The sequence below is a fragment of the Pseudomonas parakoreensis genome, assembly GCF_021602155.1.
Taxonomy (GTDB): domain Bacteria; phylum Pseudomonadota; class Gammaproteobacteria; order Pseudomonadales; family Pseudomonadaceae; genus Aquipseudomonas; species Aquipseudomonas parakoreensis.
In genome coordinates this window covers 311,588-331,385 of sequence record NZ_BQHY01000004.1, presented here as the reverse complement: position 1 = coordinate 331,385, position 19,798 = coordinate 311,588, and the positions used below count along the sequence as shown (strand labels likewise).

Genomic DNA, 19,798 nt, shown 5'->3' with positions numbered 1-19,798 from the left:
CTAGAACTCCGCGTACATCCGGCCGGGGTTGAACAGCCCTTGCGGGTCGAGTTGTGCCTTGAGTTGTCGGTGATAACGCATCAGCGTGCGCGGCAGCGGCTGGAACGGTGTGTCGCTGGCGCCATGGGTGAAGCAGGTGGCATGGCCGCCGAGTTCCTGGGCGAGAATCTGAACGTGCTCGTGATCGGACTTCAGCCAGCGTTGCGCGCCGGCCCAGTCGATCAACTGCTGACCGGGCAAGTCTTGCGGCCCGAGATTGTTCGGCAGCGACAGGCGCCACAGCGGCAGACCCTCGTCGAAAAAGCTCAGGCGTTGCTCGTTCAAATCGCGCCAGAACACCGAGTCCAGCGGCTCGCCGCCGAGTCGTTGATGCGCAGCGGTCACCGAGCCTTCGCCGCCCTCCAGGCGCAGGTACAGGCTTTGCCCGTCATGGCAGGCGCCGCTGATCGGCAACGGTTGCTGGCCCCATTCTGCCAGCCTGGTCAGCGCTCGGGTGCAGTCGATATCGAGGCGGATGCTCAGGCATTGACGCGGTTTCGGCAGGACTTTCAGCGAGACCTCGGTGAGCACGCCGAGACAGCCGAAACTGCCAGTCAACAAGCGCGACAGTTCGTAGCCGGCAACGTTTTTCATGACCTCGCCACCGAACCGCAGGTGCTCGCCAAGGCCTGTGATGACCCGGGTACCGAGGACGAAGTCGCGCACCGAACCTGACCATGGCCGCCGTGGCCCGGACAGTCCGCTGGCGATCATCCCGCCGACGGTGGCACTGTCACCGAAGGCCGGCGGTTCGCACGGCAGCATCTGCCCGGCAGCGTCGAGCGCCGCGAGCAACTCGCGCAGCGGCGTACCGGCGCGCACGCTGACCACCAGCTCGGTCGGTTCATAGCGCACGATGCCGCAGTGCGCGCGGGTGTCGAGCACTTCGCCGGCCACCTCGCGCCCCAGAAACGCCTTGCTGTTGCCACCCTGGATTTTCAGCGGCGTGGCGTTGGCCCGGGCCTGATTGACCTGATCCAGCAGGGCGCCGCTGGCGTCGACGTCAGCCATCAGAAGCGCTCCAGTTCGGGGAATGGCAATTGTCCGGCATGAATGTGCATCGCACCGAATTCCGCGCAACGGTGCAGAGTCGGGATGTTCTTGCCGGGGTTGAGCAGGCCTTGCGGGTCGAACGCGGTTTTGACGGCGTGGAACAGGGTCAGCTCTGCGCTGTTGAATTGCGCACACATCTGATTGATTTTCTCGCGACCGACGCCGTGTTCACCCGTGATGCTGCCGCCGACGTGCACGCACAATTCGAGAATTTTCCCGCCTAACGCCTCCGCGCGCTGCAGTTCACCGGGCTGGTTGGCGTCGAACAGGATCAGCGGGTGCATGTTGCCATCACCGGCATGGAACACATTGGCCACGCGCAAGCCGTATTCGGCGCCGAGGCGCGCGATGCCTTGCAGCACGCCGGGCAATTCGCGACGCGGGATGGTGCCGTCCATGCAGTAGTAGTCCGGGGACAAGCGGCCGATCGCCGGAAAGGCGTTTTTGCGACCGGCCCAGAAGCGCACGCGCTCGGCTTCATCGCGGGCCTGACGCACCTCGCTGGCGCCGGCCTGCAGCATGACCTCGCGCACCCGCAGGCAATCGTCGTGGACATCGGCTTCGACACCATCGAGTTCGCACAGCAGAATCGCTTCGGCAGCGACCGGGTAACCGGCGTGAATGAAGTCTTCGGCGGCGCGGATCGCCAGGTTGTCCATCATCTCCAGGCCACCGGGAATAATCCCCGCAGCGATGATGTCGGCCACCGCGCGGCCAGCCTTTTCTACCGAATCGAAGCTGCCCAGCAGCACCTTGGCGACCTGCGGTCTGGGCAGCAGTTTGACCGTGACTTCGGTGATGATCCCGAGCAAACCTTCGGAGCCGGTGAACAGCGCCAGCAAATCGAAGCCCGGCGCATCGAGGGCCTCGCTGCCCAGCGTCAGACGTTCGCCTTCGATGGTCAGCACTTCGATCTTCAGCAGGTTGTGTACGGTCAGACCGTACTTGAGGCAATGCACGCCACCGGCATTTTCCGCGACGTTGCCGCCGATCGAGCAGGCAATCTGCGACGACGGATCCGGCGCGTAATACAGGCCGAACGGCGCCGCCGCCTGGGATATCGCCAGGTTGCGCACCCCGGGTTGAACCCGTGCGGTGCGAGCCGCCGGGTCGATGTGCAGGATGTTGTTGAACCGCGCCATCACCAGCAACAGGCCGCTTTCCAGCGGCAGCGCGCCGCCCGACAACCCGGTGCCGGCGCCACGGGCCACCACCGGCACATGGTGTTGATGGCAGAGTCTGAGCAGGGTTTGTACCTGATCGAGTCGCCGGGGCAGCGCCACCAGCATCGGCGTGGTGCGATAGGCCGACAGGCCATCGCATTCGTACGGCTTGAGTTCGTCTTCGCGCCACAGAAGGTCGAGATCCGGGAGGGCGTGCTGCAGGGTTTTCAGCAGCTCAGCCTTGTTCACTTCCGGCAGCGGGCCGTCGAGGCGTTCGTCGTAGAGAATGTTCATTCCAATTCCATTGGCGGACGGGATTACCTGTGGTGAGGGGATTTATCCCCGACTGGCTGCGCAGCAGCCCAACCCAGAACATGCGGTGTGTCTGATTCAGCTTGGTGCTGGAACCGGGGCTGCTCTGCAACCCATCGGGGATGAATCCCCTCACCACAATAAATCCCCTCACTACAAGGATAGTTGTGGGATTCATCGCTGACTGCCCAGAAACTCCCGATACAACCGCGCAGTATTCCCCGGTTGTTCGACCATCGGCATGTGCCCGACACCGTCCCACACTTCGACCCGCAGATTGGCGATGCCCTTGCTCCACACCGGCACGCTGCTGACGTCGATCAAACGGTCCTTGCGCCCCCACAACAGCAGCGCCGGGCATTTGATTTCGGCCAGTTTCGGTTCCATCGGCGGGCTGGCGCGAAAGTCGCGGAAGATCTCTTCCAACTCATCACGCTGGCGTTGGTAACGTTGGGCGATGGCGTCCAGCACCAGCCCGGGTACCCACGGTGGCGAGGCCATGGTCATCGCATAAAACTGGCGGAATTCTTCCCGGGAGTTGATCAGGAACGGGTTATGTCCACGGGCCAGATGGCGTTCCATGTCGCTGGCCTGCGGTGCGGTGACGCCGGCCGGGTCGATCAGTGCCAGTGAGGCAATCCGGTCCGGGTAGGTTGCCGCCAGCCACGCTGCGATGTAGCCGCCCATCGAGTTGCCGATCACGTGGACTTTCTCCACACCGCACACGTCGAGCAGCTGGATCATGCGCTTGGCCTGCAGCGCAATGTCATAGCCGCCACCGGCCTTGAAGCCGGTTTCACCGTGGCCGGCGATGTCCGGAATGATCACCCGGTACTGGCGGACAAAGTGCCTGGCGAAGCGCAGCCAGAGGTTTTTCTCGGCGCTGTAGCCGTGCAGCATCAGGATCGCGCTGGCGGCTTCATAGGGCCCACCTTGCCAGGTCGAGACCGTCATTTCGGCAATCGGCACTTCGATCTTGTGCAACTTGTACATCCTGGCCTCGAGCGCCGTGCTCAGGTCATACAGCCAATGGCCGATCGCCGGATAACTCAACCAGCTCCAGGCCACGAAAACCGCGAGAGCGACAAACAGCACAAGCATCGACGTCTTCCTTTTACGTGTTCAGGACAGAATGTGGTCAGCCGGTTCCAGCGCCCGGGTCAACCGGTAGTAGCTGAAACTGAAGCCCGGAAATATCGCGATCACATGACCGCTCTTGCTTTGATACCAACTGTGACAGCCGCCGGACTTCCATACCGTGCGCTCCATCTCACGGTGGATCATTGCAGTGTAGGTACGTTCCGCGTCGGGGCGCACTTCGATGCTGCGCAGTCCTTTTGCCTGCAGGGTGTGGATACAGTCGAGGATGTAGTTCATCTGCGCCTCGATGATGAACAGCGCCGAGGTATGCCCGATGCCGGTGTTGGGCCCGGTGACGATGAACAGGTTGGGAAAGTCCGGCAGGCTGGTGCCCAGGTACGCGCGCGGGTACTGCGCCCAGACGTCCTTGAGTTGCACGCCGTGCTTGCCGGTCACCGGATAAGAGACCACGCCGTCGGTGGCGTCGTAGCCGGTCGACCAGACAATCAGGTCGACCTCGATGTGTTGGCCATCCTGGGTGACGATGCCGGTTTCATCGAGCGCGGCGATGCCTTGCTCGCGGCTGTGCAGGGTGACGTTGGGTCGGGTCAGCGCCGGGTAATAGGTGCTGGAAAGCAGGATGCGCTTGCAGCCGATGATGAAGTCCGGGGTGAGTTTTTCGCGCAACAGCGGGTCCGGCACCTGTTGCTTGAGAAAACGCAGGGCCTGGCGCTGGACCAGGTGAATCGCCGGTTTCGAATATTTGAAGGCGATGACCCGTGTTTCGAATTGCCAGTAAAGCAGCCAGCGCAGCAGCTTGTAGGCCGGTTTCACTCCCAGCAGCCAGCGCTGCAAAGGCCCGAACCGGCGATCGGCGCGCGGCAGCACCCAATGTGGTGTGCGCTGGAATACATGCAGTTGTGCGACCTCGGGGGCAATCGCCGGAATGACCTGCGCGGCACTGGCGCCGCTGCCGACGATGGCCACGCGTTTACCGCGGTAGTCGTAGCTGTGATCCCAATTGTTTGTATGAAAAGTCTTGCCCTGAAAGCGATCCTGGCCGGGGAAGGGTGGGATCACCGGTTGGCTCAACGGTCCGGAGGCGTTGATCACGAACTGCGCGCAGAACATCCCCTTGTTGGTGTGCACCGCCCACTGCCTGGCGGCGTCATCCCATTCGATGCGTTCGACGTTGGTTTGCAGTTCCACGCGTTCGCGCAGGCCGAAGCGTTCGATGACGTGTTCGGTGTATCGGTGCAGTTCAGGTTGGGTGGCAAACATCTGCGTCCAGCGGTACGGCGCGAAGGACAGCGAGTACAGCGGTGAGGGCACATCCACCGCTGCGCCGGGATAGGTGTTCTGGCACCAGGTGCCGCCGAAGAACGTCCTTCGTTCCAGCAGGCGAAAATCGTCAATGCCGGCCTTGAGCAAATTGACCGCCGCACATTGGCCGCCAAATCCGCTGCCGATGATCAACACCTGGTAGGTCCGCATGGGTCTCCTTTTTATAGTCGTTTCACCGTTTTCATCCTTTCAGGTATAGCTAAAAATTCGCCGAGTGGGAGCGGGCGGCTGGGCGGTGATGGCTATTTAGCGGCTGGCTGATAGACTCCCAGCACATCGGTCTGACGGTGTGCGCAGGTTCCGTTGAGTGGTCGAGGCCCTTATGCGAAACAAGGGGGGAAAGGGACTTTCACTGGCCAGGAGGCTTTATACATCGCGAACCCTCGGCCTGGTGCTGGGGTTGTTGTGCGTGAGCGTGGCGATGTACCCGCTTGACCCGTCGCCGTGGGTCTGGGCACTGATGCTGTTCAATGGCCTGGTCTGGCCGCATCTGGCGTTTCAATGGGCCCGTCGCTCCAGCGTTCCCTACCATGCTGAACACCGCAATCTGTTGATCGACGCGTTTACGGGCGGCTTCTGGGTCGCCGCCATGCAGTTCAATCCGTTGCCCAGTGCCACTACCGTTTCGATGATGGCGATGAATAACGTCGCCATCGGTGGCGTGCGTTTTCTCGCGGCGGGCCTGGCGGCGCAGGTCCTTGGAATCGGCGTCGGCCTGGTGGTGTTCGCCCCGGCGTTCATCCCGCCCACCTCACCTTTACAGCTGTATGCCTGCCTGCCATTGCTGATGCTGTACCCGTTGGCGCTGGGCTGGATCTGCTTTCGCCAGGCCTACACGCTGGGCCTGCACAAGCGTGAACTGCTGGCCCTGAGTCGCACCGACAGCCTGACCGGTCTGCTCAACCACGGCGCCTGGAAGGATCAACTGGACATCGCTTTTCAACGTTGCCGTCGACAGCAACAGGGCGCGGCGATTGCGTTGATCGATATCGACCACTTCAAGTCGATCAATGACACGTATGGGCATGTGGCGGGTGACATCGTCCTGCGCCAGTTGAGCAAAATGCTCAAGCAGAACCTGCGCGCTGCGGATATCGCCGGTCGCTACGGCGGCGATGAGTTCTGCGTGATTCTGCCCGACCTGCCGCTGTTCAATGCGGCGCAGGCGATGGAAGCCTTGCGCGAACGTTTCGCCACGCTGGGTTACGAGCAGAACCCGGCGCTCAAGGTCAGCCTGAGCATCGGTCTGGCGGCTTATGATCCGGCGCATGGCGACGCGACCCGCTGGCTCAATGATGCGGATCAGGCGCTGTACGAGGCCAAGGCGACCGGGCGCAATCGGGTGATTTGCAACAGTGACGACCTGCCGAAACAGGAACTGCTCGATTCGGTCTGACTGCTCACCACATTCACCTGTGCGAGCCGGCTCGCTCCTGGAAGTGTTCGGTGTCGGCGGCTCCGGTGTCGCATCCGCTATAGAGCCTTGCGTTGATGTCAGGTACGGTTTGAATCCCCCGACGCGAAACAAGGATCGATTCATGACGTTCTCATTTCCCCGCTCCCTGCTGGCCGCCAGCCTCGGCCTGTCTCTCGCCTTCAGCGCTGCCGGTGCCTTCGCCGAACCGCACAAGCAAGTGCTGGCCGATGCCGAGCAGTATCAGCCTGAAGCCCTGAAACTGCTGGAGCGGCTGGTCAACATCGACTCCGGTTCCGGCTATGAACCGGGCCTCAAACATGTCAGCGAGATCGCCATCGACGAGCTGAAAAAACTCGGCGCCACCATCGAGCTGGTGCCCAACACCCCGGAAAAAACCAACCACGTGCTGGCCACTTTCAAAGGCACCGGCAAGGCGAAAATCCTCTTGATGGCGCACATGGACACGGTGTTCAAGGAAGGCTCCGCCGCCGAGCGCCCGTTCCATATCAAGGACGGCCGCGCCTACGGGCCGGGGGTGATGGACGACAAGGGTGGCATCGTCGCCGGGATCTACGCGCTGAAGATCCTGAAGAACCTCGACTTCAAGGATTACGCGCAAATCACCTTCCTGCTCGATGCCAGCGAAGAAACCGGCTCGGACGTCGCCACCGACCTGATCAAGAAAACCGCCAAGGCCCACGACGTGACGCTCAACCTCGAACCGGGGCGTCCGGCCGATGGTCTGGTGGTGTGGCGCAAAGGCAGCGCAACGGCGCTGGTCGAGGTCAAGGGCAAGGCTGCGCATGCGGGCGTCGCGCCGGAGCTGGGACGCAACGCAGCGATGGAAGCGGCGCACCAGATTCTGCAACTGGGCAAACTCGGCGACGAAGCGAAGAAAACCACGATCAACTTCACTGTGCTCCAGGCCGGCGACCGCACCAACGTGATTCCCGATCACGCCACCGCCAAGGCTGACGTGCGCGCGGCCGTGCCGGAAGAGTTCGACCGGATCGAGAAAGACCTGGCGCGGGTCTCGCAGGACAAGCTGATCGCGGAAACCGAAGTCACCACCAGCCTCAAACGCGGCTTGCCGCCGATGCCGCAAACGGCGGAGTCGGATCGCTTGATGGCGATGGCCCAAGGGATTTACGGCGAGATCGGCCGCAAGCTGACCGAAGAGGGCAGTGGTGGTGCAGCGGATGCCAGCCTGTCAGCCGGCGTGGGCACACCGACGCTGGACGGTTTCGGTATTGTCGGCGGCAATATTCATACGCCGGAGGAGTACGCTGAAGTGGCGAGCGTGGCGCCGCGGATTTATCTGTTGTCGCGGATGATCATGGAATTGGCCAAATAGTCACAGTCTGAACATTGTTCAGTGCTGAGGCGACCGGCCCCATCGCTGGCAAGCCAGCTCCCACAGTAGAACTTCAGTGGACGCAGTATCTGTGTTCGACACCGATCAAATGTGGGAGCGAGCCTGCTCGCGATGGCGTGAGCACAATCAACATCCATATAGCCTGATCCACTGCTTTTACTGGCAGGCCAGCTCCCACGGACTTTGGTGATGCCCACAAATCCATGTCGGCCAAATAACCTGTGGGAGCTGGCTTGCCAGCGATAGCGTCAGCCCGGTCATCACATCACTCCTTGACGCTCATGTATTCCTTCGCCCAGAGAATGTAGTCCTCTGGCTGGGTGTAGGTGTGCGTCAGTTCGGTGGCACTCAGGTCCGAAGCCTGGGTAAAGATCTGTCGTTGCTCACGCAGGCTGTCGTAGGTGGCCTTGATCGCCGCGAAGTACGCGCCGTGACCGTCGATGGTTACGCGCACACCGAGTTCGGCCAGACGCTTGTCGTCGCGCAGCGCCGGGTTGCCGTAGGTGACCAGCATCAGTGGCACGGTCAAGTGTTCGGCAATCTGTTCTAGCTGATCGAAGTCCTGCACGCCGACCATGCAGATGCCGTCGGCACCGGCGGCCTGGTATTGCTTGGTGCGGCTGATGATTTCCTGGTTCGGCAGAATACCGGCGTTGGTGCGGGCGATGATCGCCATTTCCGAATCGACCCGGGCTTCCAGCGCTGCACGGATCTTGCCGACGCCTTCGGCAACCGAGATCAGGTCGGTGGATTTACGGCCGAATTGTGCCGGCAGCAGTGTGTCTTCGATGGTCAGTGCGGCGACGCCGGCGCGTTCCAGCTCAACGATGGTGCGCATCACGTTGAGGGCGTTGCCGTAGCCGTGGTCGGCGTCGGCGATCACGGGCAGTTGAGCGACGCGGCCGATGCGGGTGGCCTGCTCAGCGAACTCGCTGAGGGTGATCAAGGCGAAGTCGGGAGCGCCCAACACCTGCAAAGAGGCGACGGAGCCGCCGAGGATCCCCACTTCAAAACCCAGGTCTGCGGCGATGCGCGCGGACATCGGGTCGAACACCGAGGCCGTGTGGTAGCAGGTGTCGGAAGCCAGCAATTGACGGAAATTACGGCGCAAATCTTGATGGGAAAGCCTGGTCATACGAGTTCCACCAATACAAAGGAATGGAACGGCTTGAGCAAAGGTGTCAACGCCGAAGAATGAAAAGGCTATCACGCGAATGGGTCAAGATTCATGACGAATTTGCGAGTGAGGCGTTGATCACGGATGCAAAGGCTGAAAGGTTTCATCTGCAATCAGCGGATTTCCAGTGTCAGGACAGTTGTTCAGGCCGCGACTGCGTGTTGCTGTTGCCTGGGCAGCAGCACGGCGCGGACCGAATTGCCCGGCTGCAGTTGCAGGCGCTTGGCGGTCAGGCGGTCGACCACCAGGGTATTGCCGACCAGACGACCGGGGGCCACGGTGATGCGGCAGTTCTCCAGGCGACGGTTATGGATCAGCCACAAGGGGGCCTGATCGTCCGGCGTGCCGAGGCTCAAGGTCAGCGCCTGGCTGTCGCGCACGGTACGAATGCTGCCGATTGGCGCTTCGATCACCGGGCCACCGTCGAAGATGTCGATGTAGCCCTTATGTACAAAGCCTTCCTCGCGCAGGATCTTCAGCGCCGGCTCGGTATTGGGGTGTGGCTGGCCGATGGCCGCTTGTGCCTGTTCGGTCAGCATGCAGGTGTACAACGGCTGGCGCGGCATCAGTTCGGCGATGAACGACTTGTTGCCCAGACCCGACAAGTGGTCGGCGTGGCTGAAGTCCATCTGGAAAAAGTGCCGGCCCAGGCTGTCCCAGAACGGCGAACAACCGCGTTCATCGGCACTGCCACGCAGTTCGGCGATCATCTTCTCGCCAAACAACTGCGGAAATTCAGCCACGAACAGCAGGCGCCCCAACGACAGCAGCCGGCCGTTGCTGCCATGACGATGGTCGTGGCTGAGAAACAGCGAGCACAGCTCCGACTGGCCGGTCAGCTCATTATTGAGAAACAGCGTGGGTATCTGTCGGGAAATGCCCAGATCCGCTGACGAACTCACGGTCAACCCGACGCGGTAGTTGTACCACGGCTCGCGCAGGCCAACCGCGCCGGTCAGGGCGCTGACACCCACCACGCGCAGGTCGTCGTCTTCGAGCACGAACAGGTAGTCGGCGTCAGCCCGTTCCACCTGCTCGGCGAACGCACGCTGCGCCCAGCGCACCCGGTGAGCGAGGCGGTCTTCATTGGCCGGCAGGGTGGTGAACCCGGGGCCGGCCTGCTGCACCAGAGTCATCAGCGCTGGCAGGTCGCTGACTTTGACCGGACGGACGATCATGCGGTAACTCCTTGTACGCGCCTGTTCGGGCACTGTCGTTGGGTGTGCAACTGGGCGCCGTTCACAGGGCTGTCAGCCTGATCGTGCTGCCATCGGTGACCTTCAGCGCCGTGCACAGGGCTGGCGTAAGGGACAGCGGTTGATCGGGCTGGTAATCCAGTTCGGCGACGATGGCCCGGAAACCGTGCAAGGCGTCGTTGCTCACCAGATAGCGTCCCCGAGCGTCGATTTGTGCTTGCTGGCGCACGGTGGCGGTCTGGCTGCGGGCGATCGAACGGATGTTCGCGGTGCGCGCATACAGGGTCGGGCCCGCGTCGAACAGGTCGATGTAGCTGTTGGTTTCAAAGCCTTCGCGTTCAAGGATGTCGAACGCTTCCTGGCCGTCCGGGTGAATCCGGCCGATGCATGCCTGTGCTTCCGGGGGCAGCATCGGCACGTAAATCGGGTATTGCGGCATCAGTTCGGCGAGAAAGGTGCGGCTTTGCAGACCGCACAGGCGCTCGGCCTCGACGTAGGGCAGGTCGAAGAAATGCTTGCCCAGTGCATCCCAGAACGGTGAATGGCCATTCTCATCGCTGTAGCCGACGATTTCGGTGATCACCGCATCGGCGAAACGGGATGCGTGAGCGGCGATGAACAGCAGCCGAGCCCGCGACAGCAGTTCGGAAAAAGCGCTGCGCACCAGCGCATTGTCGATGTGAAAACCGCGCAGCAGGGTGTGGTCGTTGAGGTCGTGACACAACGACAGCGCCGGCACGCCGTGTTCGATGTTCAATTCCCGCGAGGCGCTGGTGAAGTGGCGGTTGCGCAGGCTGTAGAACGGTTCGTTGAAACCGGCCGTGGCGAGAATCTCCGAGCAGCCGACCAGCCGCCGAGTGTCGAGGTCCTCCAGCACGAAGAAGTAATTTTCCGGGCCTTGCGCCTGAATGTCGTGGTCGAACGAGGCGCAGGAACCGGCGATTTTTTCACGCAGGCGTTCGCTGTCGTCCGGCAGCGACGTGACGCCGACCAGACTGTCGCGGGCCAGTTGCTGCAATTGCGGCAGGTCGGTTGGCTCGACTGGGCGTAAGACCAGCATGGATGCACTCCTGTATCAAAGGGTCCGGTGATCCGCACCGAACCTGACTATCACTGTCGGTTGCCACGCTTTAAAGCGGCGGTCGCCTGACTTGTTGTCAGACGCCGCTCTTTTTCTTGTCAGCCGTTACTCGGGTCAGGCAGCGCGCTGCTGGCGCCGAGCTTGTTCAGGAAGAACAGGTACACCAGACCCAGCGCGATCCAGATCAGGCCGAGTTTCTGCGCATCGACGCCCATGTTGTACATGATGGCGGCGACGATGATGAAGCCGATCACCGGGCAGATCAGATGGCGCACGACCTGACCGGACTTCTGCTGACGCCAGTAGTAGTTGATCACTGTCAGGTGCAGCAGCATGAAACCGCTGAGGGCACCGAAGTTGACCAGCGAGGTCAGGGTGTCGACCGAATTGATGAACAGGTAGCAGATCACCAGCGACAGCAGCGCCACCAGATAAATGCTCAGGTACGGGGTGTTGTGCTTCGGGTGCACCTTGGCCAGCACTTTCGGCAACTTGCCGTCACGGGCCATGCCGAACAGCAGGCGCGACACCGCGGCTTGCGAGGTGATTGCCACGGCAACCCCCCAGGCCAGAGCAGTCGCCACACCGGTCAGCGTTGCCAGCCAGCTGCCCGCCGCGATTTCGGCGATTTCATAGAACGCGGTGTCGGCGGACTTGAAGCCCATGCCGGCAGCGAGGTCGGTGGCGATCCAGGTCTGTACGACGAAAATCGCGCCCATCACCAGCAGTGTGATCAGCGCTGCCCGACCGACGCTTTTGCCCGGGTCGCCCTTGATTTCTTCGGCGAGCGTCGAGATCGCATCGAAGCCGAGAAACGACAGTACCGCAATCGACACCGCCTGCATCAGCAGGGCGAAGTTGAATGTTTCCGGGTGATACAGCGGCGCCAGGGTCAGCTCGCCGTTGCCGCCGCCGTTGTGCAGGGCATTCCAGGCGTAGAACAGGAATATCCCCAGCACCACCAATTGCGCCAGCAGGAAGATGATGTTCATCCGTGCGGTGAAGGTGATGCCGCGCAGGTTGACGAACGTCGCGCTGACGAGGAACGCCAGAATGAAGCCGACTTTCGGAATGTCCGGGTACAGATGGTTCAGGGCCATCGCCGCGTAGACATAGAGCAGCGGCGGAATCAGCAGGTAGTCGAGCAGCATCAGCCAGCCGGCGAGAAAGCCGACGTGTTGGTTGAGGCCGCGTTGCGCGTAGGAGTAGACCGAACCTGCAATCGGAAATGCCCGCGCCATGCTGCCATAGCTCAACGCGGTGAACAGCATCGCCACCATGCCGATGATGTAGGCCAGCGGCACCATCCCGGGCGCCTCGGCATTGACGTAGCCATACACGCCAAACGGGGCGATGGGGATCATGAAGATCATTCCGTACACCACCAGATCGGTCAGTGTCAGGCTACGTTTCAACTCCTGTTTGTAGCCGAACTCTTCTATTTCCATGAAGCGCAACTCCTTGTCAGCCTATCCGGCGTTTTTCGTTGTTATGTCGGTCCATCGTTTACCGCGTTATCAATCTTTGCATTCGTTACAGCAGCGGTGCCAGGCGCTGGGCCCACAGCGAAACCGCTTCCGGGCTGCGCAGCAGATCGTTGCGCACCTCGATCAGCACCGACTCCAGTCCACGGGCATCGCCGTGCACCGGCACGGTCATGTCACCCAGCGGGTCGATCCGGTACGGCTGGTTGCCCGCGACCTTCAACGGGTGCTGGCCGAGGCCGTCGATCAGCCGTTGTGCGTAGGCGCTGGCCTGGCCGAACAACACGCCGACTTCCAGCGGGCGCGGCTGGCCGTAATACACCGGGGTAAAGCTGTGAATCCCCACCACCCGTACCGCTTGACCCTGCGCGACGCGTTGGTCGATCAGGGTTTGCAGCCGGGCGTGAAACGGTTTGAACAGCGTCTGGCGCCGGTACTCGCGAGTGGCTTCGTCCAGCTCGCGATTGCCGGGCACCTGATAAATCTCGCTCTGTGCCGGAATGCTGTCGGGGGCATGCCGGGGCCGGTTGAGGTCGATCAGCAACCGTGAATAGTTGGCGCTCAACAGTGTCGCCCCGAGCACCTGCGAAAGCTTTTCAGCCAGTTGCAAGGCGCCGATGTCCCAGGCGATGTGCTCGCGCGCGGCTGCATCGTCCAGGCCCAGGTTGTTCAGGGCTTCGGGGATGTAGCGGCTGGCGTGCTCACACACCAGGATCAATGGATGCGATGAATCTTCACGACTCAGGTTGTAGACCGGGCGGGTATACAACCCCAGCTCGGCGGATTCAGTACAGGCGTGCATAGTGCTCACACAGGTCAGCGGGCGAGAGCTGTTCCGTCAGCGCCAGTTCCTCGGTTTTAAGGGCGTGGTAAGTGTCGAGCAACGGCTTGGGCAGCCATTGGTTGAAGGCTGCACTGTCACGCAGGCAATCCAGCGCCTGGGCCAGCGAGGCGGGCAGGGCAACGATGCCCCGGGCCTTGCGTTGCTCGTCGTTGAGTGAATCGGGAATTTCGTCAGTGATCGCGTTCAGCGCCAGACGCTGTTCGATGCCCAGCCGTCCGGCGATCAGCAGCGCGGCCATCGCCAGGTGCGGCGAAGCGGTGGCGTCCATGGCACGGAATTCGAGGTTGTACTGCGCCGCCACCGATTTGCCGCCCAGGCTCACGGTCGGACAAATGCGCAGCGCCGCCTCACGGTTCTGCTGCCCCAGACACGCGTAGGACGCGCTCCAGTGATGCGGCTGCAGGCGTTCGTACGACACCGGCGTCGGTGCGGTGAATGCACACAGCGCTGGCAGATAATGCAGGATCCCCGCCGCCCAATGCTGGCCGAGGGTCGACAGACCGTTGCTGGTGCCGGCGTCATAGAGCAGCGGCAGACCTTGCAGGTCGAGCAGGCTGACGTGCAAGTGCACGCCGTTGCACACCGCATCGGCCTTGGTTTTCGGCGCGAAGCTGACGTCCAGGCCCATTTGCCGGGCGATTTCACGGGTGATCTCGCGCACATTGACCGCACGATCCGCCGCTGCCACGCCGCAGGTCGGGCGGCAGGTGATTTCGTATTGATGCTTGCCGTATTCCGGCAGAAACATCTCTGGCTCGACGCCACCGGCACGCAAGGCGCTGAGCAGCCAGCCGCCGAACTCGGCGCCCTGACGCTGGGCTTCGAGGGAAAACGCCAGGTGTTCAGCGAAGCCGGCATGCAGGTTGAATTCATGTTCGAACGCTGCGTTGACCTGCAGGCCGAGGTCGTCGCGATAACGTTCGATTTCATCGCGCAGCAGCGTGCGCGGGCAAGCGCTCCACGGCCGGCCATCGGTCTCGCGGATGTCGCCGTGGATAAAGTCCAGCGCCGGTGCTGCGGCGTCCGGGCCATTACCGACCGTCACGCGACTGGCCAGATCGGGAATCAGCCGCAAATCACCATAGGCGCCCCATGGGTTGGTCGAGGCGATGATGTCCTGAGGCGTCAGTGCGCTGTTGGCCGGCACCCAGCCGCACCCGGCCGCTTGATAATGCTCCAGCTGATCGGTGGGAAACGAACGGCCACGGGTGATGCCGATCAAGTCAGTGGTGACGATGGTGGTCATCGGCAACGGCGTCAGGCGCTCGCTCATGGGCGCATCTCCTGCAACCTGCCGAGCACCGTCTGGGTGTCGCTGATCCAGCAGTAGCCCTTGATCGCATTCAGGCAGGCGTCATGTCGCGCCGGGGTGTAGGTGGCGCAGGCGTCTTCGACCAGCGTCACCAGATAACCGCGGTCGGCGGCATCACGCACCGCCATGTCGACGCACTGGTCGGTGACAATGCCGGCGATGATCAGGTGGCGGGTTTCGAGGTTGCGCAGCACGTAATCGATGTTGGTCGAGTTGAACACCCCGGACGAGGTTTTCGGTAACACGATCTCGTTTTCCACCGGCGTCAGGTCGTCGATGATCCGCGCCTGTTCACTGCCCTTGGGCAGGTGCATGTCCGACAGTTTGTGATCCAGCGAGCGGTCGCGGCCGTCAGCGGTCAGGCTTTCGATAATGGTGTGCAGCACGTTCTGCCGCGCTTCGCGAAAGGCGCTGAGCAAGCGGCGCTGGTTGGGCACCACCTGCATGTGGGTGCGGGTCAGGAAATACTCGGCGTCCGGGCCGTTCAGGTGCGGATCGAACTGCGGTTCGAGCCAGGCACGCTGCATGTCCACCAGCAGCAACGCGGTGTGATCGGTGACAAACGGCAAGTCCCGCGGTGAGCGGTGGGGAAGACTGAACATCCTTATTTATCCTCCAGCAGGTGGGTGTGGAACTCGTTGCGCAGGGCGTCGATGCCTTCCAGGCGATCGGCCAGATCGGGGCTGCGCAGGGTCAGGCAGGCAATCAGAGCTTCGACCTGGGCCAGCGCTGGCACCATGGTGTCGAACGGCGAAGCCGATTCCACCGGGGCGCTGATGATCAGGTCGGCCAGTTCACGCAGCGGTGAGGCATAGATGTCGGTGAACAGCACCACCCGGGCGTTGCGGCTTTTTGCAGCACTGGCCACGCGCAAGGCCTGGGTCTGATAGCGGCGATAGTCGAACAGCAGCACCACGTCCTGGCGTTGCAGATCGAACAGGCGGTCGGGCAGTTGCGCGTTGTCTTCCAGGGCAAAGCAGCCGGGGCGCAGCAGCCGCAGGTGATTGAGCAGGTAGTTGGCCATCAGGCTGCTGAAACGTCCGCCGAAGCAGTAGATCTGGTGCCGCGTATCGAGCAGCCAGTCGAGCAGAATGCGTACGTCTTCGGGCTGCGTCAGAACCTGGGTTTCCACCAGCAGGCGTTGGCTATCGGCCAGATAATGGCCCCAGGCGTCGTCCTTGTTCAGGTGCGAACGCGGTTGCAACAGGGTGCGCGGCGAGCGCAGGCGGTGGTCCATGTCGCTGAGCAGGGCGTCCTGAAATTCGGCATAACCGCCGAATCCGAGCTTCTTCACCAGCCGCACGATGGTCGGATCGCTGACGCCGGCGTGTTCGGCCAGACGCGCCATCGGACCCAGGCCATTGCGTGGATACTGGTCGAGCAGGGCGCGAATCACTTTGCGCTCCGACGGCGTCAGCTCCAGGCCGGGATCGGTGATCAAGTCTCTAAGAGGGGGCATCCGGGCTCCTGCTGGATGAGGGGTGTTGAATTTGTTTCATAATCCGTTAAAACAGTATTTATGTAACTCAGGTTACATGTCTAGTGAATTTTTTGCGGTAGGAATTCACTGTTTAAATAACCTCAAAGAGCTGTGTCACAAGGGCTACACCGATGTCCTCGACCCTTGTAGTCCATTGCCTATTGGTGTGTGAGACATTGCCGTTTTTGTACGCTCGCCGGGGTAACGTCCTAGCTCGCGAGATCCCCCAGGCCGCCCGGTTTTGCGGCACAATTGCCGCAAAACCGGCGGTTTGCCGCCGATTCAACCGATGTTCAGCGAGTGCAACCCTGTGCAATCCACCTGTTTGACTTTGATCTGCCACGCTCGAACCGTCGCACAGAAATTGTCGCGTTTTCCTACGAACGAGCCTGTTGAAAATCCGCCATCAGGGCTCGGTGCATTGGTCACACAATTCACCAGCGCCCGCCATCTGCTGTGCGGGCCGGAATTGCGTACGCGCCAGACCGCCGAGTGGTTCGGTGCGGCGCCGCAGGTGGACGAAGCGCTGCGCGATTGCGATATGGGGCGCTGGCACGGACAAGCGATCAAGGATCTGCAACTGCGCGAGGCCGAGGCTTTGCAGGCATGGATCAGTGATCCGCAGGCGGCACCCCATGGCGGCGAGTCGGTGACGCAATTGGGCGAACGCGTGGCGGCGTGGCTGGCCAGCCTGCAAGGCGTGCCGGGTCCTATCGTCGCCATCACCCATCCTTTCGTGGTGCGGGCTGCATTGATGCAGGTGGTGCAGGGCGTAGCGTTCAACGCGATTGATGTTGAGCCGCTGTCAGTCGTTGAACTGCGGTTCAACGGGATCTGGCGGCTACGCTTGCCGAGTAGCGTTCGTGTGGGAGCACAGTGATGAAACGACTGCTGGTCATCGGCATCGGCGCCGGCAACCCCGACTACATCACCCTGCAGGCGGTGAAAGCGCTCAACCGGGTAGACGTGTTTTTTCTGATGGACAAAGGCCCGCGCAAGGACAAACTGATCGATCTGCGTCGCGACATCTGTGAGCGCTACATCACCGATCCTGCCTATCGTTTCGTCGAAGCTCACAGCCCTGAGCGTGAGCGTGGCGACGTGGACTACACCCGCGCGGTCGAAGATCTGAACCGTGCAAAGCAGGAAACCTTCGAGCGGCTGATCAATGAAGAATTGGCTGACAACGACTGCGGTGGTTTCCTCGTGTGGGGCGACCCGGCGCTGTACGACAGCACGATTCGTATCCTGCAGGCGATTCTGGCGTCAGGCCGCTGTGTGTTCGAGTTTGAAGTGATCCCCGGGATTACCAGCGTTCAGGCACTGGCCGCGCAGCATAAAGTGCCGTTGAACAGCATTGGCCGGTCTGTCGAAATCACCACGGGCCGGCGTCTGGCGGCGGGCCAGGTGAGTGACACGGACAGCCTGGTGGTGATGCTCGACGCTGAAGATTCCTACCGCCATGTTGAGGATCAGCAGACCGAGATTTACTGGGGGGCCTACCTGGGCACGCCGGATGAGCTTCTGATCAGCGGCAAGCTTGAGGATGTTGCGGATCAGATCGAGCGCACGCGCAAAGCGGCGCGGGCCGAGCATGGGTGGATCATGGATACCTATCTGTTGCGCAAGCCCTGAATTGTCGGGTGTCGGTTCGGGCCTCATCGCGGGCAAGCCCGCTCCCACAGGTTTTCGGGTTGAAATAAGTTGTGTGTACGACGCCAAACCTGTGGGAGCTGGCTTGCCAGCGAAGGCGTCCGGAAACTCACCTCAGGATATCGCTTTGACCCCACGCCCAAACCGCTCCCGATACACCGACGGCGGCACCCCGACCACGCTGCGAAATGCCACGCGAAAACTTTCCACTGATCGGTAACCACAGCGCTCGGCAATCTGTTCGCTGTTGTGTGCTGTGCTTTCCAGCAGTTCCCGCGCCCGCGCCAGGCGTTCGTGTTGCAGCCACGCCTTGGGCGATTGCCCGCTGGCCTCGCTGAATCGCCGCAGAAACGTGCGCTCGCTCATCGCCGCTTCGCTCGCCAGATCGCGCACTTCCAGCGGTTGGTGCAGACGCTCGCGAGCCCACTGCATCACCCGTGACAAATCGTTGCGCGGCGTCGGGCTGACAGGCGTGGGAATGAATTGCGCCTGGCCGCCGGTGCGTTGCGGCGACATCACCAGCCGCCGCGCCACCGAATTGGCGACCTGAGTGCCAAAGTCGCGGGCCACCAGATGCAGACAGGCATCAATCCCGGCGGCGCTGCCAGCCGAGGTGATCAACTGACCCGAGTCGACGTACAGCATATCCGGATCCACCGCAATCGCGGGGAAGCGCCGCGCCAGTTCATCGCTGTAGCGCCAGTGGGTGGTCGCGCCGTGGCCGTCGAGCAAGCCGCTGGCGGCCAGCACGAACACCCCTGAACAGATCGATAGCAGCCGCGCACCGTGGGCGTGGGCCTGACGCAATGCGCCAAGCAGGGCCGGCGGCACCGGGGCTTCGCGATCACGCCAACCGGGAATGATGATGGTGCGTGCCTGCGCCAGCAGCTCCAGGCCGCCGTCGGCCAGGACGTGAATGCCGCCCATGGCGCGCATCGGCCCTGCGTCGACGGCGACGATGCGGTGCTCGTACCACGGGAAATCGAACTCCGGCCGGGCGAGGCCGAAGATTTCCACGGCAATCCCGAACTCGAAGGTACAGAGGCCGTCGTAGGCCAGAATCGCGACCAATCCAGGTGAATCAGGCATTTGGCGGAAAGTTCCCAGTGAGTGTCTTGCGCGCCACTGTAGCGCCAAGTGACGGCCCGATAAAGTCTGTTCACACCCCAACTGATACAGGAGCTCCACAACATGCCCAGCCTGGTTCGCGAAATGCCTGCTGCGCCGTCGGCGATTGCCCTGATGCATTTCAGCAATCGTCTGACCTATGAAACCGATTGTTCCGACGTCTTCAGCAGCCAGGAGGCTGGTGAGGTCGATTTTGTCCTGGTCGATGTGCGTGGTCCGCTGGCGTTCGAGCGCGGTCATGTACCGGGCGCGATCAATATTCCGACGCGGTTGTTGACGCCCGAAGCCTTGTCGACTTACGCCAAGGACACATTGTTCGTGGTCTATTGCGCAGGTCCGCACTGCAACGGCGCCAACAAGGCAGCGGTGAAACTGGCGGCGCTGGGTTATCCGGTCAAGGAGATGATCGGTGGCGTGTGCGGCTGGCTCGATGAGGGCTTTTCGCTGAGCGTCGAACAACCCGCCAAAACCCCCATCGCCTGCGAATGCTGAAATGCTTTTGTAGGAGCTGCCGAAGGCTGCGATCTTTTGACTTTCAAGAGCAAAAGATCGCAGCCTGCGGCAGCTCCTACAGGGGAGGAATCTTGTCATTTTCAAAGATTTGTCCTACAGCCTTTGCACCATGTCGGCGCACGGTTGATCCCGGTCAACGCGTGCGCC

General features: G+C 61.9%; 18 protein-coding genes. 5 read left to right on the top strand and 13 right to left on the bottom strand.

The features are described 5' to 3' along the window. The 4 genes from glcE to L6D63_RS08340 form a co-directional block, all read right to left on the bottom strand. Positions 1-1,050: a glycolate oxidase subunit GlcE gene (gene glcE, locus L6D63_RS08355; RefSeq protein WP_131671253.1), complete on the bottom strand. Its 1,050-nt coding sequence runs from the start codon at positions 1,048-1,050 to the stop codon at positions 1-3. Beyond that, the gene (gene glcD, locus L6D63_RS08350; protein ID WP_047293384.1) at positions 1,050-2,549 is read right to left on the bottom strand and encodes a glycolate oxidase subunit GlcD; all 1,500 of its coding nucleotides are present in this window, start codon (positions 2,547-2,549) and stop codon (positions 1,050-1,052) included. Before glcD ends, glcE begins: the two co-directional genes overlap by 1 nt. Before the next feature lie 192 nt (positions 2,550-2,741). Further along, the gene (locus tag L6D63_RS08345) at positions 2,742-3,668 is read right to left on the bottom strand and encodes an alpha/beta fold hydrolase (RefSeq protein ID WP_047293385.1); all 927 of its coding nucleotides are present in this window, start codon (positions 3,666-3,668) and stop codon (positions 2,742-2,744) included. Positions 3,669-3,689: 21 nt separating this feature from the next. Further along, positions 3,690-5,141: a flavin-containing monooxygenase gene (locus tag L6D63_RS08340; protein ID WP_131671254.1), complete on the bottom strand. Its 1,452-nt coding sequence runs from the start codon at positions 5,139-5,141 to the stop codon at positions 3,690-3,692. Positions 5,142-5,313: 172 nt separating this feature from the next. On the opposite strand from L6D63_RS08340, the gene L6D63_RS08335 reads away from it, so the two are divergent. Beyond that, positions 5,314-6,387 carry a diguanylate cyclase gene (locus L6D63_RS08335; RefSeq protein ID WP_131671255.1) on the top strand — a complete coding sequence of 358 codons (1,074 nt, stop codon included), beginning with the start codon at positions 5,314-5,316 and terminating at the stop codon, positions 6,385-6,387. A gap of 142 nt (positions 6,388-6,529) precedes the next feature. Continuing rightward, on the top strand, positions 6,530-7,762 hold the full coding sequence (locus L6D63_RS08330; RefSeq protein ID WP_047293390.1) for a M20/M25/M40 family metallo-hydrolase: 1,233 nt from the start codon (positions 6,530-6,532) through the stop codon (positions 7,760-7,762). Positions 7,763-8,048: 286 nt separating this feature from the next. On the opposite strand, the gene L6D63_RS08325 is transcribed toward L6D63_RS08330, so the two are convergent. The 8 genes from L6D63_RS08325 to L6D63_RS08290 all read right to left on the bottom strand — a co-directional run bounded on the left by L6D63_RS08325 (position 8,049) and on the right by L6D63_RS08290 (position 16,336). Further along, entirely contained in the window at positions 8,049-8,918 is an 870-nt protein-coding gene (locus L6D63_RS08325; protein WP_007968750.1) for an isocitrate lyase/PEP mutase family protein, read from the bottom strand. Positions 8,919-9,103: 185 nt separating this feature from the next. Continuing rightward, a complete protein-coding gene (gene astA, locus L6D63_RS08320; RefSeq protein WP_041074151.1) occupies positions 9,104-10,138 on the bottom strand; it encodes an arginine N-succinyltransferase in 1,035 nt (344 codons plus the stop codon). Between the two features lie 61 nt (positions 10,139-10,199). After that, positions 10,200-11,216, bottom strand: coding sequence for an arginine N-succinyltransferase (locus L6D63_RS08315; RefSeq protein ID WP_047293392.1), 1,017 nt, complete (start codon positions 11,214-11,216; stop codon positions 10,200-10,202). A 119-nt stretch (positions 11,217-11,335) separates the two neighbouring features. Further along, the gene (locus L6D63_RS08310) at positions 11,336-12,685 is read right to left on the bottom strand and encodes an APC family permease (RefSeq protein WP_131671256.1); all 1,350 of its coding nucleotides are present in this window, start codon (positions 12,683-12,685) and stop codon (positions 11,336-11,338) included. Positions 12,686-12,770: 85 nt separating this feature from the next. Continuing rightward, complete coding sequence (locus L6D63_RS08305) at positions 12,771-13,523, bottom strand: N-formylglutamate amidohydrolase (protein WP_121186140.1); 753 nt, start codon at positions 13,521-13,523, stop codon at positions 12,771-12,773. Further along, positions 13,507-14,838 (bottom strand): type I glutamate--ammonia ligase, encoded by a 1,332-nt coding sequence (locus L6D63_RS08300; protein WP_047293398.1) that lies wholly within the window; start codon positions 14,836-14,838, stop codon positions 13,507-13,509. Before L6D63_RS08300 ends, L6D63_RS08305 begins: the two co-directional genes overlap by 17 nt. Beyond that, positions 14,835-15,479, bottom strand: a complete 645-nt coding sequence (locus L6D63_RS08295; protein ID WP_131671257.1) for a cysteine hydrolase family protein — start codon at positions 15,477-15,479, stop codon at positions 14,835-14,837. Before L6D63_RS08295 ends, L6D63_RS08300 begins: the two co-directional genes overlap by 4 nt. A gap of 2 nt (positions 15,480-15,481) precedes the next feature. After that, the gene (locus tag L6D63_RS08290; RefSeq protein ID WP_095668866.1) at positions 15,482-16,336 is read right to left on the bottom strand and encodes a MurR/RpiR family transcriptional regulator; all 855 of its coding nucleotides are present in this window, start codon (positions 16,334-16,336) and stop codon (positions 15,482-15,484) included. 310 nt (positions 16,337-16,646) lie between these two features. On the opposite strand from L6D63_RS08290, the gene L6D63_RS08285 reads away from it, so the two are divergent. Together L6D63_RS08285 and cobF are read left to right on the top strand one after the other, a co-directional pair. Continuing rightward, positions 16,647-17,237: a histidine phosphatase family protein gene (locus L6D63_RS08285; RefSeq protein ID WP_183082852.1), complete on the top strand. Its 591-nt coding sequence runs from the start codon at positions 16,647-16,649 to the stop codon at positions 17,235-17,237. Next, the gene (gene cobF, locus L6D63_RS08280) at positions 17,237-17,992 is read left to right on the top strand and encodes a precorrin-6A synthase (deacetylating) (protein ID WP_047293404.1); all 756 of its coding nucleotides are present in this window, start codon (positions 17,237-17,239) and stop codon (positions 17,990-17,992) included. Before L6D63_RS08285 ends, cobF begins: the two co-directional genes overlap by 1 nt. Positions 17,993-18,124: 132 nt before the next feature. Here the strand turns inward: cobF and ftrA are convergent, their stop codons facing one another. Then, on the bottom strand, positions 18,125-19,099 hold the full coding sequence (ftrA, locus tag L6D63_RS08275; protein WP_131671258.1) for a transcriptional regulator FtrA: 975 nt from the start codon (positions 19,097-19,099) through the stop codon (positions 18,125-18,127). Positions 19,100-19,201: 102 nt separating this feature from the next. Here ftrA and L6D63_RS08270 point away from each other — a divergent pair, with 102 nt between their 5' ends. Beyond that, positions 19,202-19,630, top strand: a complete 429-nt coding sequence (locus L6D63_RS08270) for a rhodanese-like domain-containing protein (protein WP_047293407.1) — start codon at positions 19,202-19,204, stop codon at positions 19,628-19,630. The last annotated feature ends 168 nt before the right edge of the window (positions 19,631-19,798 follow it).

Excerpts from the sequence above, each read along its gene's own strand:
- glcE (WP_131671253.1), bottom strand. The coding sequence starts at position 1,050 with ATGGCTGACGTCGACGCCAGCGGCGCCCTGCTGGATCAGGTCAATCAG.
- glcD (WP_047293384.1), bottom strand. The coding sequence starts at position 2,549 with ATGAACATTCTCTACGACGAACGCCTCGACGGCCCGCTGCCGGAAGTG.
- L6D63_RS08345 (WP_047293385.1), bottom strand. The coding sequence starts at position 3,668 with ATGCTTGTGCTGTTTGTCGCTCTCGCGGTTTTCGTGGCCTGGAGCTGG.
- L6D63_RS08340 (WP_131671254.1), bottom strand. The coding sequence starts at position 5,141 with ATGCGGACCTACCAGGTGTTGATCATCGGCAGCGGATTTGGCGGCCAA.
- L6D63_RS08335 (WP_131671255.1), top strand. The coding sequence starts at position 5,314 with ATGCGAAACAAGGGGGGAAAGGGACTTTCACTGGCCAGGAGGCTTTAT.
- L6D63_RS08330 (WP_047293390.1), top strand. The coding sequence starts at position 6,530 with ATGACGTTCTCATTTCCCCGCTCCCTGCTGGCCGCCAGCCTCGGCCTG.
- L6D63_RS08325 (WP_007968750.1), bottom strand. The coding sequence starts at position 8,918 with ATGACCAGGCTTTCCCATCAAGATTTGCGCCGTAATTTCCGTCAATTG.
- astA (WP_041074151.1), bottom strand. The coding sequence starts at position 10,138 with ATGATCGTCCGTCCGGTCAAAGTCAGCGACCTGCCAGCGCTGATGACT.
- L6D63_RS08315 (WP_047293392.1), bottom strand. The coding sequence starts at position 11,216 with ATGCTGGTCTTACGCCCAGTCGAGCCAACCGACCTGCCGCAATTGCAG.
- L6D63_RS08310 (WP_131671256.1), bottom strand. The coding sequence starts at position 12,685 with ATGGAAATAGAAGAGTTCGGCTACAAACAGGAGTTGAAACGTAGCCTG.
- L6D63_RS08305 (WP_121186140.1), bottom strand. The coding sequence starts at position 13,523 with ATGCACGCCTGTACTGAATCCGCCGAGCTGGGGTTGTATACCCGCCCG.
- L6D63_RS08300 (WP_047293398.1), bottom strand. The coding sequence starts at position 14,838 with ATGAGCGAGCGCCTGACGCCGTTGCCGATGACCACCATCGTCACCACT.
- L6D63_RS08295 (WP_131671257.1), bottom strand. The coding sequence starts at position 15,479 with ATGTTCAGTCTTCCCCACCGCTCACCGCGGGACTTGCCGTTTGTCACC.
- L6D63_RS08290 (WP_095668866.1), bottom strand. The coding sequence starts at position 16,336 with ATGCCCCCTCTTAGAGACTTGATCACCGATCCCGGCCTGGAGCTGACG.
- L6D63_RS08285 (WP_183082852.1), top strand. The coding sequence starts at position 16,647 with ATGTTCAGCGAGTGCAACCCTGTGCAATCCACCTGTTTGACTTTGATC.
- cobF (WP_047293404.1), top strand. The coding sequence starts at position 17,237 with ATGAAACGACTGCTGGTCATCGGCATCGGCGCCGGCAACCCCGACTAC.
- ftrA (WP_131671258.1), bottom strand. The coding sequence starts at position 19,099 with ATGCCTGATTCACCTGGATTGGTCGCGATTCTGGCCTACGACGGCCTC.
- L6D63_RS08270 (WP_047293407.1), top strand. The coding sequence starts at position 19,202 with ATGCCCAGCCTGGTTCGCGAAATGCCTGCTGCGCCGTCGGCGATTGCC.